Below are 17205 nucleotides of genomic sequence, written 5' to 3' on the forward strand. Positions count from 1 at the left end.
CTCAGGAGAGGAGTTCAACGAGCTGCGCCTTCAACAGGCGTGAGTATCCGGTCTTTCCTTCTTCGCGCGCGCGCTGGCGCAGCGCGACCACCGTGAGGGCGGTCAGGTCGGTTGAGTCAGCTTCATCAGCCGACTCGACCTCATCTGCACTAGAGGACTCACCCGGTGCCGAGGGTTCCGCCGAGTCAGCTGGCTTGGCCGGAGTCGTACCCAGTTCAGCATCCAAGTTCGACTGAGCGTCGACAGACTCTTTCTCAGCCCGAGCAGCGGCTTTTTCAGCCTTGGCTGCTTCTTTCTTCAATGCCTTCGCTTCGCGCGCTTGTGACGCTGCTACTTCAGCCATCTGCCGAGCTTCTTCGGCGGCGCGATCAGCCTTGGCGCGCAGACGCACCTTCTTCTCGGCCTTCTCGAGCGCGCGCGCAGTGGCCTTGACCAGTGCATCCGTCGCGCGAGAGGCACGCTTAGCCACCTTCGCGGGGTGCTTGCGAACGGCCTTCTTCGATACGTCCGCGGCTTCGCGTGCGTCTTCTACAAGCTCACGCAACTGTTTGGCGGATTTCTTCGGCAACTGCTTCGCTACCTTCTTGCCCTGCTTAGCCGCTGCTGCGGCCTCATCGATCGCTTCGAGCGCCTTGCGCTCGGCCTTCGTTGTCTTAGCCATGGCCACAGACCATACAGCCCAAAGGTAAACAGAACGCGTAAATGTTGCTCGATGACGCGGAACGTTTTCCTGCATCGAGCCCGGAACCACGCAGATGTCGGTGCGCCGTTCACTTGCCGTTTACCAACGACCCCCACTCTCTTAAGGGTTCACGCCTACGTTTCAGTGCGTGCCCCGCACCGGGCATTTCCCGAAGCCCGAATTCTCGGGCCTCTTATCCCTGACACGTGAAGGATTCACATAGTGAAGATCTCCCGCATCGCCCAGGTGGGCGCTGTAGCTGCCATCGCAGCTCTTACCCTTGCTGGCTGCGCCGCTAACGAAGACACCTCGTCGGACAGCACCGACGACTCAATGGGCCTGTCCGGCACGCTTTCGGCTACCGGAGCCTCGTCGCAGACGGCCGCTCAGGAAGCATGGGTCGCCACCTTCCAGACCGCAAACCCTGACGTGACCGTCAACTACGAGCCCACCGGTTCGGGCACCGGTCGCGAGAACTTCATCGCCGGCGCGAGCAACTTCATCGGCTCTGACCGTGCGTTCAACGATGAAGAGGTCGCCGCTGGCGGCTTCGGCGCATGTGCAGAAGACGGCGCCGCAGGCATCGTCGAGCTGCCGCTTTACATCTCGCCCGTCGCTGTTGCCTTCAACATCGAGGGTGTCGACAGCCTCAACATGTCGGCAGACGTCGTTGCCGGCGTCTTCGCTGGCACGATCACCAACTGGAGCGACGACGCAATCGCGGCAGAGAACGACGGAGTCGACCTTCCCGACCTCGCTATCTCGCCCGTACACCGCTCGGACGACTCGGGCACCACCGAGACCTTCACCTCCTACCTCGAGGCTGCAGCCCCGAGCGTCTGGGAGTGGGAAGCTGACGGCGAGTGGCCGCTTGACTCGGGCGAAGCCGCACAGGGCACCTCGGGTGTTGTCGCCGCGACAACCGGTGGAAACGGCACAGTCACGTACGCAGATGCATCGCAGGTCGGCGACCTCGGAACCGTCGCAGTCGGCGTCGGTGGCGAGTTCGTTCCCTACTCGGCTGAGGCTGCCGCGATGATCGTTGACTCGGCACCGCAGGTCGAGGGCCGCGGCGAGGGTGACCTCGCACTCGACGTGGATTACTCCACCGAAGAGGCTGGCGTCTACCCCATCGCTCTCGTGAGCTACCTCATCGGCTGCGTCGAGTACGAAGATGCAGACACGGCAGAGCTCGTCTCTTCGTACTTCAGCTACATCGCCAGCCCCGAGGGCCAGGAAGACGCAGCAGCGAACGCTGGCTCGGCTCCGATATCTGACGAGCTGCGCACCGAGGTTGAGGCGGCGATCGCACTGATCGGCTGAGACTTCTCTCTCTGACACCTTGCCCCGCTCGCAGTCAACAGACCACGAGCGGGGCAAGGTTCAGCAGGGGAACGGGAACACCTGATACCCGAGCTTCTGCTGAGCCTTACCGCCCGACACAAAGGACACATGAATGGCGACTACGACTGACACCGTCAGGCCCGTGGCAAGCAAACGCAAAGTGCCCCGGCGACCGGGTGACCTCGCGTTCTCTGGCACCGCACTGGCGGCGGGAATCACGATCCTGGTCGTTTTGGCCGCGGTCGCAATCTTCCTCGCCATCGAGAGCATCCCTGCCTTCACGGGGGAGCCTGCCGAAAACCCGATCCTCAAAGGTGAATCCTTCTGGGCCTACGTCGGCCCGCTCGTGTTCGGAACAATCTGGGCATCGCTGCTGGCGTTGCTGATGGCGGCTCCGCTTGCTATCGGCATCGCACTCTTCATCTCGCACTACGCCCCGAAGCGGATTGCTTCGTTCCTCGGCTACATCATCGACCTGCTTGCGGCGGTTCCTTCGGTGGTCTTCGGTTTGTGGGGTGGCGTTACATTCGCCGGGATGGTGCAGCCGTTCTACGCCTGGCTCAACGAGTACTTCTCGTGGATCCCCCTCTTCAGCGGTCAGGTTTCAGCCACTGGGCGCACGATCCTCACCGCAGCCATGGTCTTGGCGATCATGGTGCTGCCGATCATGACGGCTATCTGCCGAGAGATATTCCTGCAGACTCCGAAGCTGCACGAAGAAGCAGCGCTCGCGCTCGGCGCCACGCGCTGGGAGATGATCCGCATGGCTGTGCTGCCTTTCGCGCGTGGTGGCATGGTGTCGTCCGCCATGCTCGCACTCGGTCGAGCGCTCGGCGAAACGATGGCGGTCACGATGGTCTTGTCAGTGTCTGGTGTGGTTACTTTCGAGCTGCTCACCGCAACGAACCCCACGACGATTCCCGCGAACATTGCGCTGTCCTTCCCTGAGGCATATGGCGACGGCGTGAGCGTGCTCATCGCCACAGGTTTGGTCTTGTTCGTTCTCACCTTCGCCGTCAACGCACTGGCGCGTTGGATTGTCAGCCGCCGTTCGGAATTCTCGGGAGCCAACTGATGTCGACTACCACATCCCCTCCGGTGAGGGTCAACGCCCTCACCAGCGGCAAGCTGCCCCGCTCCGTGCCGTGGCTCATGTTGGCCGGCTCGATGGTCATCATGTTCATCGTGTTCGCGGTCCTGAACCTCGGTCAGCCGATCGGCGACTTCAATATCGTCGCCGCGGTGTTCCTCGGCGCTGTGCTGTTCGTGTTCACCATCGGATTCGTCTCTAGAACCGTCGAAGGCGGGCGCAAAGCGGCCGACCGTGTTGTCACCGCAGTCGTGTCAGCGGCGTTCATCGTCGCGCTGCTCCCCCTGATCTCATTGCTGTACACGGTGGTCTCCCAGGGCCTCGCACGTTTTGACATCGACTTCTTCTCGATGAGCATGCGCAACGTCGTGGGCGCAGGAGGCGGCGCGGTACACGCGATCTATGGAACGCTGCTCATCACTGCGGCAACCACGCTGATTTCGGTGCCCATCGGCCTGATGACCTCGATCTACCTGGTCGAGTACTCACGCGGTGGCCGGCTCGCCAAATCGATCACCTTCTTCGTCGATGTGATGACGGGCATTCCCTCGATCGTTGCGGGTCTGTTCGCCTACTCCGCATTCGCGCTGTTCTTCGGCCCCGGCATCTCAATGGGAATCATGGGCGCTATCGCGCTCAGCGTGTTGATGATTCCGGTGGTCGTACGCTCGTCCGAAGAAATGCTGCGACTCGTGCCCAACGAGTTGCGTGAAGCGGCGTATGCCCTCGGTGTGCCGAAGTGGCTCACCATCGTCAAGGTCGTACTGCCGACGTCGATCGCCGGTATCACCACCGGCGTCATGCTGGCCATCGCCCGCGTCATTGGCGAAACAGCCCCGCTGCTCGTCACCGCTGGCTATACCCAGAGCCTCAACCTCAACCTGTTTGAGGGCGACATGATGACGTTGCCGGTGTATGTGTACAACCAGTACGCAAACCAGGGCACCAGCCCTGACGACGCCGTCGCCCGTGCCTGGGCAGGCGCGCTTACCCTCATCCTCATCGTCATGGTGTTGAACCTCGCGGCCCGTATGATCGCGAAGATCTTCTCGCCCAAGACCGGCCGCCGCTAGCCCGCGCTGGCGCAATCCAAAGAAAGAGCCCTTGTGTCTAAGAGCATTGAAGTCAACGACCTCAACGTCTACTACGGTGACTTCCTCGCCGTAGAGGGAGTGTCGCTGTCGATCGAGCCGCGCTCGGTCACCGCATTCATCGGCCCCTCCGGCTGCGGAAAGTCCACATTCCTTCGCACGCTTAACCGCATGCACGAAGTCATTCCGGGCGCCTACGTCGAGGGAGAAGTACTTCTCGACGGAGACGACCTCTACGGCCCGGGTGTTGACCCGGTGGCGGTGCGCCGCGATGTCGGCATGGTGTTCCAGCGTCCCAACCCGTTCCCGACGATGTCGATTCGCGACAACGTTTTGGCCGGAGTGAAGCTCAACAACAAGCGCATGTCGAAGTCGAACGCCGACTCGTTGGTAGAAGAGTCGTTGCGCGGCGCCAACCTTTGGAACGAGGTCAAGGACCGCCTCGATCGTCCGGGCTCGGGCCTCTCCGGCGGTCAACAGCAGCGTCTGTGCATCGCGCGTGCAATCGCCGTGTCACCCGACGTGCTGCTGATGGACGAACCGTGCTCGGCGCTCGACCCGATTTCGACCTACGCGATCGAAGAGCTGATCGGCGAGCTGAAGAACGACTACACGATCGTGATCGTGACGCACAACATGCAGCAGGCATCGCGTGTCTCGGACCGCACCGCCTTCTTCAACATCGCTGGCACCGGAAAGCCCGGCAAGCTGATCGAGTACAACGACACCAAGTCGATCTTCACCACGCCTGAGGTTCAGGCGACCGAGGACTACGTTTCGGGTCGCTTCGGCTGATCCGCCTCTGATTCCACTTCAACCGGTCGTCGCCTTCGTGCGGCGGCCGGTTGTTCGTTTCCGAACGCTCGTCGACGGGCGCGCTCGTGCTAGTCGCGCGGACTCAGCAGGTATTCGTTGATGGATGCTGTCAGCTCCCGGTCGACGGGAACCTCCTCGCCATCGATTGACGTGATGGGCGCGGCAAGTCGAACGCTTGAGAGTAACCAAGCGGCATCCGCTTCTGCCATGAGCGACACCGGCACGACCTCATAGCCAGTCTTGAAACCCTGCGCGTCGAGATGCTCGAACAGACTCAGCTGAGTAGTTCCGTGCAGAATTCCGCCGTTCGGCGCCGGCGTCACAAATCGTCCGTGAACGCGCAGCACGAGCGACGCGGTCGGCGCTTCGAGCACGAACCCATCTGAGGTCACGAAGATCGCATCGTCCGCACCGCGACGCTTGGCCTCGCGCAGCGCCGCCATGTTCACCGCGTACGAGAGCGTTTTCGCTCCCAGCAGCAGCCAGGGCGCGCGTCTCGGAACATCGAGAGCGTAGCCGCGGTCCAGCGTGACGACGCGCACGCCGTCAGCACGCGGCAGGGCGAAGTCCGGTGCTGAGCCAGAGGTGACCCAGGCGGTAGGCGCGGGGCCATGCTCGACGCCGCGGCTTAGGATGAGCTTGATCACGCCCTCTCCCCTGCGCGGGGTGTGCTCGGCTGCCGCGATGACCGCTTGGCGCCACTGCTCACGGTGCGGCACTGGCAGATCGCAAATCTTGGCAGAGTGCGCGAGCCGGTCAAGATGCGCGTCCACTTCTTGCGGGTGGCCGTCGACGACACCCACCGATTCGAAGATTCCATCACCGCGCTGCGTGCTGAGCTCTCCGACGCTGAGAGCTGGCGCTGTGGGGTCGATGACGGTAAAAGTATCGGCAAAAGCGGTTTGAGAGCTGTCGGATGCTGCGGGCTCAATCACCAGCGCGAAGTGCCAAGTCATGCCCTGAGCCTACGCCGCGAGTGCATGTCACAGCCGCATTGCGCTGCATCCGGGAATGAAACTCCTGGAGGCACTTGTTACACTATTTCAGCCGGGCCGCAGTAACCCCGGGCTCCAAATTTTGCCGCTTAGAGCGGCCTCGCGCCGAGAGGCGTTTCTGCGGCCCGGTACTTCTTTGCCCGCTGCAGGCCCGACGGCACTTCTTCAGTTCAGAGCCTCGCGGCGCCACAGCGCCGCACAAGCCGCTAGGTCGCCCGCATACGTCGAGAGTCGTAGCGCGCGAGTGGTGAAGCCGGAGGAGCGGTCAGGCTCGGTCGACTCGTAGTCATCGGCGAGATGTGTAGACCCAGCGGCCTCGACCCTGCAGAAAGCGGCATCGCGCTCGAGGGCGACCGCAAAGTCTCCCTGGAACAGTCCGCGCAGAATCGTATTGATCAGCGCGACGAGTTCTGCCGGCCCCGCGGGTGCCGGTGCCCCGGCGACGACGGAATCCACAGAGTCCAGCGCGTGACGGCCTCGCTCGTAGAGCAACGCGGCCGAGTGTGGGTCATCGTGGATCATCAACTGCAACAGGTACAACCGCCACAGCGCACCGGGCAGTGACTTCGCAGGCGACCGTGACCACAACTCAGCAACGTCATCGATTCCATGCTCGCCGGTGAATGCGATCAACCGTTCGACAACGGCATCGTCGGGCTCCGCTCTGACCCTCGCTACGAGCGCGTGCGCGGTTGAATGCGCAACCCGCGACACCTCGGCGGGGTCTTCCGCGGCAAACAGCCGATCGAAGGTCTCGGCCGGGCGTTTGACCGGTTTGTGAAAGTCGCGGGAGTCATCAGTCATCCGCTACAGATTACCGTCCAGCGATGCGAGGGGCGTCGGACTCAGCGCTCAGGCTGTGGCGATGACGATGATCGGATCAGTGGTGGGTTCACCCGTGGGTGAGCCGCCCTCTTCTTCGATGGTGACCGCAATGACATCGCCGGGCTGCATGGTGCCTTCAAATTGCGCAGTCGCTGAGTTGTCGTTGCCTGCGTCAAAGGTGCCGGCGGCAATCGGTGGCTCATCGCCTCGAATAAACCACAGCTCGAACGCCTGATCTTCTGAAATCGAAGGCAGCCCGTCAGAGACGAGAACAACTTCGCCCACGGACTCCGACCAGTGCACGGTTGCCACGCCTCCGTCGGCGACCTCGACTGATGCCTCCTGAGCGTCGGGAGCGTCTTCAATCTGCTCTAGCGCGACGACGGCCGGCGACGGTCCAATCATCTCGCCGATCGTCGCGGCGCCTAGACCGAGGGCGACGAGGAACACCAGAGATGCAGCGAGCCCGAACAATCCTCGAGTCCAGTTGCGGCGCTCAATGGCCTGAACCGTTGTTGTCGTAGGCGCGGGCTCGACAAATATCGTGTCGATCTCGGCATCCGCTTCGTCTAACGACGGTTCTTCCGCGTTCGCGGCTGATGGCTTCGCCTCGCCCTGCGGGGTAGCGGCAATCTGTGCGAGCAGCGCTGCACGCACGCTCGCGGGCGGCGAAGTTGCTTCGACACCACCCGCCAGCTCGGCGACAGTCTCGACGTCATCGTCGAGAAGCCTCTCCCATTCGGGATGCTGCTCACGTGCGTCATTGAAAATCTTTGCGTCTTCGGGCGACAGCGCTCCTAAGGCGTAGCCCGCTGCAAGTTCAGCGAATTCGTTCTCGTTCATGCCGTCACCCCCATTTCAGTTCGTAGTCGCGATAGTCCATCGCGCATTCTTGTTTTGATCGTGCCCAGTGGTGCACCGACGAGCGCGGAAATCTCGCTCTGGCTGTAACCACCGAAGTACGCGAGCGTGATCGCCTCGCGCTGCGGGTCAGGAAGTGTCGCCAATGCGGTCGTCACTTTCTCCCCCTCAATACGCAGTTCAACCTGCTCAGATACTCCATCGTGAGCGACATCAAGATCGCGCACTCCAACCCGCACATCGCGGTCGCTGCTCGCTTGTGACGAGCGCACCCGATCTACGGCCCTTCGGTGAGCGATCGTGAGAACCCACGATCTGCCTTGACCCTTATTCGGAACGAACTTAGAAGCGGATTGCCACACCTCAAGGAAAACCTCTTGTAGCACTTCCTCGCTCTGCGATCGATCTACAAGAACTCGCAAGATAAGACCGAACACGCGCGCCGAGAGCATGTCGTACACGCGCGCGAACGCGCCTTGGTCTCCCGAGGAGATCTGTTGCAGCAACTCTCCTATGTGGTCAACAGAATCGGCGCCGCCCTCGGGCACATCGACTCCATCAATAACCATGAGTACCAGCATGCCGCACGTCGCGTGAATCCCAGGTTTTTGGGACCGACGAAACACCGACTTGACAATTTCCAATCCGATTGCGGCGCTCCTCCGAATGCCTATTTGTAACCGCCCAAGCGGATGCAAGCCCCACCGGGCACCTGTAGATCACGGTCCACTCGGACCCCATAGAGGAGGAACTCATGTCACGCATCACCAAGAAGCGCGTCTCAGCAGGACTCGCACTCGCCCTTGCTGCATCGTTTGCATTGAGCGCATGCTCTGCAGCATCCACCGAAACCGAGTCGGATGAGCCCGACACCACGATGAGCGAAGAAGCTGAAGAGCCCATGGCTGATGAGTCCATGGACATGGACCCGGCCGCGTATTTGGTCGGTACGGGATGCGCAGACTACGCAGCCGCAGTTCCGGATGGTGACGGATCGGTCGCCGGTATGGCGCAAGACCCGGTAGCGGTCGCAGCATCCAATAACCCGCTCCTTACCACCCTGACCGCAGCTGTCAGCGGCGGACTCAACCCCGACGTCGATCTGGTTGACACGCTCAACGGCGACGAGTTCACCGTCTTCGCACCCGTCGACGAGGCATTTGCCGCAATCGATGCCGACACCATCGAGTCACTCAAGACCGACTCCGAGACGCTGACCGCGATCTTGACCTACCACGTTATTCCCGGCCAGATTCTGCCTGAGGACCTTCCTGGCACCCACACCACCGTGCAGGGAACCGACGTTGAGGTCACCGGCAGCGGCGACGACCTGACGGTCAACGGCGCAACTGTCATCTGCGGTGGCGTTCAGACGGCCAACGCAACTGTCTACCTGCTTGACACGGTGCTTCTCCCGTAAGCCTGGGCACCCGATCTCGGGCGGTGGGGCCGCCGTCTCCGTGTCATGCGGAGACGGCGGCCCCTCCCTATGTGCACGGGCACTGCTCATCTCAAAGTAGGCTTATACAACAAGGGCCTCTAGCTCAGTCGGTAGAGCATCGGACTTTTAATCCGTTGGTCGTGGGTTCGAGCCCCACGGGGCCCACCAACACCGCAGTACTCCCACTCAGTATTTGCGGTGTTTCACACTTAGCCGTCCGCAGTCGGACACATCTGAACAGGCAATCTCGTGCGCTTCACGACGAGATGCCCCATTCGAGACGCGGGAATTTCTGTCGAGGCACTTTGCGCAGATATGATGTAGAGAGGGGAGCATAGTGCACCGCACTCCAAGCCGTTTCGGCAACGCAATCGTTGCTGTGCGCCTTACCCCGCAAACCGACGGGGAGAACGCAGACGTGTACAACGCCACCAGCAGAGAGCCAGCTATGTCTGTGCACCTTGCGGGCGTATCGCGCGTTCGATCTGACTATTCACGACCACAAATCGATGGTCATTCGCAGGCTACCGCGCTCCAAATCATTCGAAAATGTTGACGCTCGGCGGGGCATTTCAGCATGTGTGGGCGTCGGTTCTCGCAGTGTCAATGCCGCTCACCGCGTTTTTAGGCGGCGTAAGCACCGAAGTCCCGTCCATCACTGACAGCGCGGTTGCCATCGAGGTCGTTCATCACACCACGTCGACAGATTGCATCAACGACATCGACGAGCTCGAGATCATCGGCGGAGTCGGCTTTGACGAGCAACGCGCGACGACCGGGACGGACGTGCCTCTTGCGAAACCCGTGGTGCTCGTGCACGGCTGGGCAGACAGCGGAGCGGTCTTCGAACAGGAAGTGGAATGGGTTGGCACGGATCTGACGACTGCCGTGGGTGCCGCCGAGCAGGCGTCTATCGTCGACCGTCTCAGTGAGCTCGATGGCGTGAGCCTCTTTTCCTTCGACTACAGCGAACAATCTGCGCAATGGGTGGCAGGGCAGAGCGGGCTCGATCTCATGCGCGCAATCGACTGCCTGTACACGCTGTCTCACCAATCGGTCACCGTCGTCGCTCACTCCATGGGCGGTCTGGCACTGCGGTTCGCCCTAGACGGGCAAGACGACCGCGGAGAGATGGTCGACCACGTCATCACGCTCGGTACCCCGAACACCGGGTCTGACGTCGCCGCTACGTTGGCGACCCCCGTAGAAACGGTGATGGACGTGCTGCGACAGCCCACCAGCAACGTCCTGCTGTGGATGGGCGTCAAAACGATCGACTCCTGTGTCGACGCAAACTACCAAGACTCATGGGACACCTGTGGTTGGCAATCAGACGTCTTACGGCCTGCGATCGGCATGTTTGGCCAAGCAGGGAAGGCGCTCCGCACAAACTCAAGTGAACTCGCGCAGCTCGCACCTTGGCCGTCAAATGTCGAGGTCACGGCGGTCGCCGTCGAACAAGAACTCGACCTGACCAGCCTGCTGCCGTCAACCATCGCCAGCTCCCTTCCAGTGACCGCAATCGCGGCGGCCAGCGGGCTGAACGTTCTCTCTATGGGCGATCAGCTCGTGTCAGTTGCATCGGCTACAGACCAAGCGACCGACAGTGAAGTGTTCCGTTGTGGCGAACCCGTTGATATCGACGAGCTCGTGCCGGTGCTCTTCGCGAATCCTTGCTTCCACGGAACGATGACCCGGAACCTGCAAGTGGTGAACTTCGTAGTGTCCGCAGTCGACGCTACCGAGAGGCTCACGAGCGAGAACATTGCCTCGATCGACTACTCAGTTCGCACAGGCGCAATAGCGACTGCAAGTCGTGTTCGTTCCGTGAGCACGTCCGTGGCGGAGCAGGCCCCGACAGTGAGCGCGATGGGTGTCACTGATCCGGATGCGGCCTTGCTGGCCGTGACAGGTTAGGCCCCTGCCACGGCGCAGCTACGGTCACGCGTAACCCGGCGTTGGCTAGATCTCGGAGCTGCCCGACTCGTCGAGCTCTGCCCCCGCGTGAGCAAGTTCAGCAAGAGCCGCCTCACTTGAGGCTGGAGCCACGCCTGCGACGAGGTCAGTGAAAATGCGAACGCGACGGCCATGCTCAATCGCGTCAATCGCAGACGCGCGTACACAGTGATCAGTCGCGAGACCAGTCACGTCTACAGAAAGCACACCGTGTTCATCGAGCAGCGCTGCCACTGACTGCCCTTCGTCTGTCGTGCCTTCGAACAGTGAATACGCGGGAACGCCCTGCCCCTTCTTGACATGATGGCTGACCGCGCTGAAGTCGAACCCTGGGTCGTACTCCGCCCCGAACGACTCCGCAACGCAGTGCACTGGCCAGGTGTCAACGAAGTCAGGAGCCTCGCTGATATGACCGCCATTGTCGCTGTCAGGGTCATGCCAGTCGCGTGACGCGATGATCAGCGCGTATTCCCCTGCGTGCTCACCGAGGTAGTCGCTGATCCGCTGCGCGACCGCATCCCCGCCGACTACGGCCAGCGCACCACCCTCGGTGAAGTCGTTTTGGACATCGACAATGAACAGTGCTCGACTCATGACTCGAGGGTACGCCGGTACTCGTCTCGTGTCAGGGTGTGACCGTCATCTGCGATCAGATCAGGGTCGGTGGATGCCGGAATCACCGTCTCAGCCGACTCTTGAGTCTCAACGCCATGACGCCACAGTTTCGAGGGCCACCAGATCGCGCGCCCGATGTCATAAGACAGAGCCGGCACGAGGAAGGAGCGCACCACGAAGGTGTCGAGGAGCACCCCGAAGGCGACGATGAATGCCAGCTGGGCGAGGAACAGGATTGGGATCACTCCCAGCGCGGCAAAGGTTGCTGCCAGCACCAGTCCGGCCGAAGTGATGACACCTCCGGTCGCGACCAAACCACGCAAGATGCCGCGTCTGGTGCCGTGCACGAGCGACTCTTCTCGCACTCGCGACATCAAGAAGATGTTGTAGTCCACACCGAGCGCAACGAGGAACACGAAGCCGTAAAGCGGAACAGCGGGGTCTCCGCCCGGGAAGTTGAACACGTTGTTGAAGACAAGCGCGCTCACGCCCAGGGCGGTGCCGAACGAAAGGATGACGGTGGCAATCAGGATCACCGGCGCCAAGATCGATCGCAGCAACAGCATGAGGATGAGCAAAATCACCACGAGAATCACCGGAATGATGAGGGTGCGGTCTCGAATCGAGGTGTCATTGCTATCAATGTCGGTGGCTGTCTCGCCGCCCACAAACGCCGTGCCAGCGCCCAGTTGCTCGTCGAAGTCCGCGCGCAGCTCTCGCACGGTGTCTTCCGCGTCAAGCGAGTCGGAAGCGTCGGTCAACGTGCCGGTAACGAGGACGTCACCGTCGGCGACAGTCGGCGCGGGCGCTTCCGTTCCGGGAGGCCCGATGGCGGTGAATACCGCTTCGCCGTCTTCGATGGTGACCTGAACGGAGCCGGTTGGTGAGTCGTCACTCGAAAGCGCGATCGAATCGATGCCAGAGGTGTTTTCCATGATGTCGACGGTCTCGACGATGTCATCCTCGGGAACCACCACATAGACAGGGCTGCCCGATCCTGCCGGAAAGTGCTCCGCAAGCGCATCTTGACCGTCACGTGCCTGACTTTCGCCGAGTACAAGGTCGCTGGACGGCACGCCGTCTGCTTGAAGCTGTGTCACTCCGACAGCACCGCCGACAAGCACGATCGTGCATACGATCCATACCGCGCGAGCGTGGCGCGCGACAAAGCGTGCCTGACGCGGCCACAGCCCCTTCACCGGTTGGCTAAGGTCATCTGGAATTTCAGCGACGCCGTGCTTGGGGATGAATGGCCAGAACGCCACGCGGCCGAACAGCGCCAGGAGGGCAGGTAGGAAGGTCAGCGCCGAGAGCATCGAGAATGCGATTCCGATGGAGGCGATCGGGCCAAGCGCGCGGTTTGTCGCAAGGTCGGAGAGCAACAAGCACAGCAGACCCGCGATCACCGTTCCGCCTGAAGCCAGAATGGGCTCAAATGAGCCACGCCACGCCTGCGTGGTTGCAGCCCAGCGACGCTCACCGCGAGCGATCGACTCTCTGAAACGAGCGACGTATAGCAGCGCGTAATCAGTCGCCGCACCGATCACCAGAATGAACAAAATCCCCTGCACCTGACCGTTCAGCACGACCACACCGGCGTAGGCCAGCCACCACACTGTCAGCAGCGCCACGCAGAGTGCGAACAGGGATGTCATCAGCACCAGAATCGGCAACAGCGGGGAGCGATAGACGATGATGAGAATGACAAAGACGGCCAGAAGGGCAACTCCCAACAGCAGTCCATCAATGCCGAGGAATGCGGCACTGAGATCAGCGGTGAAGCCGGCCGGCCCTGTCACCCATCCTTCGAGGTCCGACGGGAGCTCTGCCTCGAGCAACTCGCGCATCTCGACGACGATGTCGCCGACATCACCGTCTGCATCGATGGGCATGAATATCTGAACTGCCTCGCCGTCGTCCGAGACTACGGGCGGCGACACCCCGTCACTCACTCCGTCGAGGTCGGCAATGTCGTCAGCAAGCGTCTGCATGTCGGCCAGCTGGTCTTCGGAGAGTTCGCTGTCGCTCGCGACCACCACGAGGGCCGGGATGCTGTCATCGCCGAGAAAGTCAGGAAGGCGTTCGTTGACCTGTGTTGCGTCAGCACTCTCGGGCAAGAATGAGGATCGATCGTTTGACGACACCTCATCGACCTTGCCGAAGTACATGCCACCAACAGATCCGCCCACCAACCACACGAGAACGAGAAGTGCGGGAATGGCCACTCGTAGCCATCGGGTGGGCTGCTTGCTCGCGTGATGTGGCATTTGCATAGTCGCTAGCTTATCTAGCGAAATCGATGCTCGCGACCACCTTTATGCTGAGAGTCGATGTTTTCTGCCTCTCTCGCCCTACTTGGCGCTCTTTTTTATGGTTCCGCTGATTTTCTGGGTGGACTAGCGGCCCGTCGACTTCGATCGATAGTCGTCACGGCAATCGCGGCAGCATCCGGGCTCATGGCTTTCGCGGTGGTGCAGCTCTTCGTAGGCGGAGCATGGACCGCCTCGGACGTCGGATGGGGTATCGCGGCAGGAGTGGTGGGCGTCGTGGCGCTGATGCTTCTCTATGCCTGCCTGGCCATCGGTCCGATGAGCATCCTCTCGCCGTTGACCGCCGTAGTCTCTGCCATTGCGCCGATGCTCTTTGGCCTCTTTGCCAAAGGCGAGACGCTGTCTGTCGTGGGCTATCTCGGGCTTGCGGTCGTCCTCGTGGCTGTCGTACTGGTGGGTTTCATCCCGGGCGAAAAGACCGTGCGCCCCTCAATTCGCGGTGTCGTGATGGCAGTGGGTTCGGGCCTGGCTATCGGCGGATTCTTGATCATCATCGATCAGACCAGTGCTGAGAGCGGGCTTATCCCTCTTATCGTCGGACGCGCCACTAACACCCTCATCACGGGCGTCATCATCGCGGCTATCGTCGTCATGGCGGTGCGCAGGGGCAATAGAGCTTCGAGCGCGCTCGATGCAAGCGGTTTCGCCGTCGGCGGCACCCCCACTGGCCACGTCGATCTGGAGCACGCCACCGGGCCGATCGCAATCGCGATCACACGACGCAACGCCGTCTTGCTCGCGGTGGGGTGCGGTGTGCTCGATGCCACGGCGAACGCCCTTATCTTGTTGGGCTTGCGCGTGGGCGACCTCACAGTGGTCTCGGCGCTTACCGCGCTCTACCCTGCCGGAACCATTCTGCTCGCTGCCGTCGTGCTGCGCGAGCGAGTCGCGCCGGTGCAGTGGGTCGGACTCGCGCTCGCGCTGACCGCTGGCGGGATGCTGGCACTCGCGTAGCCGACGCTCGGGTCTCAACGCTCGGTGCTCAACGCTCGGTGGTCAACCTCTTGCGAAGAGAATGATCCCCGAAGCAACCAGCGCCAGCATGCCGAAGCTGATCAGGCCAAGAGCGAGTAAGAGCACACCACGCACGATGGGTGAGCCCCTCGTGAGTCGCACGTGGCCCGTGGTGCCGCGCCTGTAGAACACATCCGCTTCGTCTTTGCCCGCGAGAGCGTGATCGAGATCGTGAGAAAGGTGTGCCGACCCTACTCCCCCATCAGCATCGAACCATCTAGCGATTCGACCACCGGGCGAGTCTTCGAGTAGTGCGCGAACCGGCAGCCAGGTGCCGTCAGCGAGATACAGCACCACCGCAACCAGTGCCAGCAGAGCACCGAGTCCGAACCCTGCCCATCCGAATATCTCAAGAACGGCGTCGAGGGTGCGATCCGACACTGCCACACCACCGTTCTGCGGATATAGGGAAGGCCCGCACAAGGCGGGCCTTCGGTATCTGAGCCACCTGAGAGAATCGAACTCTCGACCTATTCATTACGAGTGAATCGCTCTGCCATCTGAGCTAAGGCGGCGAACATCCCCGAAGCGATGCACGATCATCAATCCTACAGGCTACTGTGACGCGGCGCGAACTGATAACGGGCCGTTACTCGCAACGCAGCCCGTCTTCGGGTGGCGTGCCGTCGATCAGATAGGTCTCGATCGCACCGTCGACACACGCGTTGCCCTTGTTGTATCCGGAGTGCCCCTCGCCTACGCGCGTGACCAGCACGCCTGACGACAGTTGCTCGGCAAGCGCAACGGACCACTCATACGGGGTTGCCGGGTCGTTCGTCGTGCCCACAACAACAATGGGCGCAGCACCGTCAGCCGAGATAGGTTCGCGCACACCTGACGGCGGATAGGGCCATTCGTCGCATCCATCGGGTCCGCTCCAATAGGGAGCGACTGTCGGCGCTTCGGCCTCGAGAAGCGCCTGTGAAGCGGCCTCATCTTCCGGAGTGGAGTCGTTCGGATAGTCCAGGCAGTTGTAGGCGCTGAACGCTTCTGTCTGATTGTCGAGATACACCCCGCCTGAGCGGTTGTAGTAGAAGTCAGCCAGGGTAAATGCCAGCTCAGGATCGCCCGCGAGGGTGTCGGTCAACGCCGCAGTCAAGTATGGCCAGCTGTCTTCGGAATACAGCGCGGCGATGATCGCGGTCAGCAGCGTGTCTGCTCCCAGCAAGCGCCCGTCTGCGCCTTGTTGAGGGAACCGATCGGCTCCTGCCAACAGCGTGCCGAGGTCAGCCATCCCTTGGTCGACGGTGCCGCGGAACGGGCAGTCGCTTCCTTCGATACAGTCCGCCATGTACGCACGCAGTGCTGACTCGAATCCGACGCCCTGAGTCGTGCCCACCTCAAGTCCCGAGACTGAAGGGTCAATAGCAGCATCGAGAACGAGCCGCCCGACACGTTCCGGGAACAGTTTCGCGTACGTAGCACCCAAGAAAGTGCCGTACGAGTAGCCGAGATAGTACAGCTCGCTATCGCCGAGAACGCCCCGCAACAGATCCATATCGCGCGCTGACTGGTCAGTGGTGATGTACGGCAAGATGCCGTCGCTGTTTGCTTCGCAGGCTGCTGCGAACTCCGCGCTGCCAGCGAGCAACTCGTCACTCCACGCGTCGGATCCGCGCGAGTTCTCGGGAATGTCAAAGAGATAGGAATCCATGTTGGCAGTGTCTGTGAAGCACGTCACTGCCGTGGATTCGCCGACGCCACGAGGGTCGAAGCCGATCACGTCGAAATTCTGGCGCACGTCTTCACCCACGGCGTAGCTGATCGAATCGCGAATGAACCCGAGACCACTCGCACCTGGTCCACCCGGATTGGTCAGCAACGATCCGATGGCTTCACCACCGGTCGCACGACTACGAATAATCGCCAGCTCGATCTCGCCGAGACCGGGATTTTCCCAGTCCAGCGGCGCGGTAACGATCGCGCACTCCATGGCGGTTTCACAAGAGTCCCATTCAAGCGTCTGCTCATAGAAGGGCAACAGATCTTCGGCGATGCCGTCGGTTTCGGGTGTCGGGCTCGCCGACGACTGGGGTTGCTCAGCGGGAATCTGCGAGTACAAGCATCCTGAAAGGACGAGCGAAGCGGACAGCAGTCCGGCAAAAGCGGCGAGAACACGCCGAGGAGTTCGAGCAACCATCGAGG

The 17205-nt window shown here is 61.6% G+C and carries 16 protein-coding genes and 2 tRNA genes; 8 read left to right on the forward strand and 10 right to left on the reverse strand.

Annotated elements, in window-relative coordinates:
• Position 1: 1 nt before the first annotated feature.
• Positions 2 to 661, reverse strand: coding sequence for a hypothetical protein (locus tag AB0O81_RS05340; protein ID WP_363582012.1), 660 nt, complete (start codon positions 659 to 661; stop codon positions 2 to 4).
• A gap of 243 nt (positions 662 to 904) precedes the next feature.
• Between AB0O81_RS05340 and AB0O81_RS05345 the strand changes: the two genes are divergently transcribed.
• From AB0O81_RS05345 to pstB, 4 genes are all read left to right on the forward strand, one after another.
• Complete coding sequence (locus tag AB0O81_RS05345) at positions 905 to 2005, forward strand: phosphate ABC transporter substrate-binding protein PstS (protein WP_363582014.1); 1101 nt, start codon at positions 905 to 907, stop codon at positions 2003 to 2005.
• A 133-nt stretch (positions 2006 to 2138) separates the two neighbouring features.
• The gene (gene pstC, locus AB0O81_RS05350) at positions 2139 to 3101 is read left to right on the forward strand and encodes a phosphate ABC transporter permease subunit PstC (RefSeq protein WP_363582016.1); all 963 of its coding nucleotides are present in this window, start codon (positions 2139 to 2141) and stop codon (positions 3099 to 3101) included.
• Positions 3101 to 4189 (forward strand): phosphate ABC transporter permease PstA, encoded by a 1089-nt coding sequence (gene pstA / locus AB0O81_RS05355; RefSeq protein WP_363582017.1) that lies wholly within the window; start codon positions 3101 to 3103, stop codon positions 4187 to 4189. The genes pstC and pstA overlap by 1 nt, the downstream gene beginning before the upstream one ends.
• A gap of 33 nt (positions 4190 to 4222) precedes the next feature.
• Positions 4223 to 5002, forward strand: a complete 780-nt coding sequence (gene pstB, locus AB0O81_RS05360) for a phosphate ABC transporter ATP-binding protein PstB (protein ID WP_337337493.1) — start codon at positions 4223 to 4225, stop codon at positions 5000 to 5002.
• Positions 5003 to 5091: 89 nt separating this feature from the next.
• Here pstB and AB0O81_RS05365 read toward each other — a convergent pair whose 3' ends face one another.
• The 4 genes from AB0O81_RS05365 to sigK all read right to left on the reverse strand — a co-directional run bounded on the left by AB0O81_RS05365 (position 5092) and on the right by sigK (position 8285).
• Positions 5092 to 5979, reverse strand: coding sequence for an aminodeoxychorismate lyase (locus AB0O81_RS05365; protein WP_363582019.1), 888 nt, complete (start codon positions 5977 to 5979; stop codon positions 5092 to 5094).
• Between the two features lie 204 nt (positions 5980 to 6183).
• Positions 6184 to 6822, reverse strand: a complete 639-nt coding sequence (locus tag AB0O81_RS05370) for a DNA-directed RNA polymerase subunit beta (protein WP_363582021.1) — start codon at positions 6820 to 6822, stop codon at positions 6184 to 6186.
• Positions 6823 to 6870: 48 nt separating this feature from the next.
• Positions 6871 to 7686: an anti-sigma factor gene (locus AB0O81_RS05375; protein WP_363582023.1), complete on the reverse strand. Its 816-nt coding sequence runs from the start codon at positions 7684 to 7686 to the stop codon at positions 6871 to 6873.
• A complete protein-coding gene (gene sigK / locus AB0O81_RS05380; protein ID WP_363582025.1) occupies positions 7683 to 8285 on the reverse strand; it encodes an ECF RNA polymerase sigma factor SigK in 603 nt (200 codons plus the stop codon). The genes AB0O81_RS05375 and sigK overlap by 4 nt, the downstream gene beginning before the upstream one ends.
• 173 nt (positions 8286 to 8458) lie before the next feature.
• Between sigK and AB0O81_RS05385 the strand changes: the two genes are divergently transcribed.
• From AB0O81_RS05385 to AB0O81_RS05395, 3 genes are all read left to right on the forward strand, one after another.
• Positions 8459 to 9124, forward strand: coding sequence for a fasciclin domain-containing protein (locus AB0O81_RS05385; RefSeq protein ID WP_363582027.1), 666 nt, complete (start codon positions 8459 to 8461; stop codon positions 9122 to 9124).
• 113 nt (positions 9125 to 9237) lie between these two features.
• A tRNA-Lys gene (locus AB0O81_RS05390) sits at positions 9238 to 9313 on the forward strand.
• A gap of 381 nt (positions 9314 to 9694) precedes the next feature.
• On the forward strand, positions 9695 to 11062 hold the full coding sequence (locus AB0O81_RS05395) for a hypothetical protein (protein ID WP_363582029.1): 1368 nt from the start codon (positions 9695 to 9697) through the stop codon (positions 11060 to 11062).
• A gap of 45 nt (positions 11063 to 11107) precedes the next feature.
• On the opposite strand, the gene AB0O81_RS05400 is transcribed toward AB0O81_RS05395, so the two are convergent.
• A complete protein-coding gene (locus AB0O81_RS05400) occupies positions 11108 to 11695 on the reverse strand; it encodes an isochorismatase family protein (RefSeq protein ID WP_363582031.1) in 588 nt (195 codons plus the stop codon).
• Positions 11692 to 13989, reverse strand: coding sequence for an efflux RND transporter permease subunit (locus AB0O81_RS05405; RefSeq protein ID WP_363582033.1), 2298 nt, complete (start codon positions 13987 to 13989; stop codon positions 11692 to 11694). Before AB0O81_RS05405 ends, AB0O81_RS05400 begins: the two co-directional genes overlap by 4 nt.
• A gap of 57 nt (positions 13990 to 14046) precedes the next feature.
• Here AB0O81_RS05405 and AB0O81_RS05410 point away from each other — a divergent pair, with 57 nt between their 5' ends.
• Complete coding sequence (locus AB0O81_RS05410; RefSeq protein WP_363582035.1) at positions 14047 to 15000, forward strand: EamA family transporter; 954 nt, start codon at positions 14047 to 14049, stop codon at positions 14998 to 15000.
• Positions 15001 to 15042: 42 nt separating this feature from the next.
• Here AB0O81_RS05410 and AB0O81_RS05415 read toward each other — a convergent pair whose 3' ends face one another.
• The 3 genes from AB0O81_RS05415 to AB0O81_RS05425 form a co-directional block, all read right to left on the reverse strand.
• Entirely contained in the window at positions 15043 to 15441 is a 399-nt protein-coding gene (locus AB0O81_RS05415; RefSeq protein WP_363582037.1) for a hypothetical protein, read from the reverse strand.
• A gap of 61 nt (positions 15442 to 15502) precedes the next feature.
• A tRNA-Thr gene (locus tag AB0O81_RS05420) sits at positions 15503 to 15575 on the reverse strand.
• 74 nt (positions 15576 to 15649) lie between these two features.
• Positions 15650 to 17200 carry an alpha/beta hydrolase gene (locus AB0O81_RS05425; protein WP_363582039.1) on the reverse strand — a complete coding sequence of 517 codons (1551 nt, stop codon included), beginning with the start codon at positions 17198 to 17200 and terminating at the stop codon, positions 15650 to 15652.
• Between the last annotated feature and the right edge of the window lie 5 nt (positions 17201 to 17205).

This window comes from Microbacterium sp. NPDC076911 (genome assembly GCF_040687125.1).
In the GTDB taxonomy this organism is placed as follows: domain Bacteria; phylum Actinomycetota; class Actinomycetes; order Actinomycetales; family Microbacteriaceae; genus Microbacterium.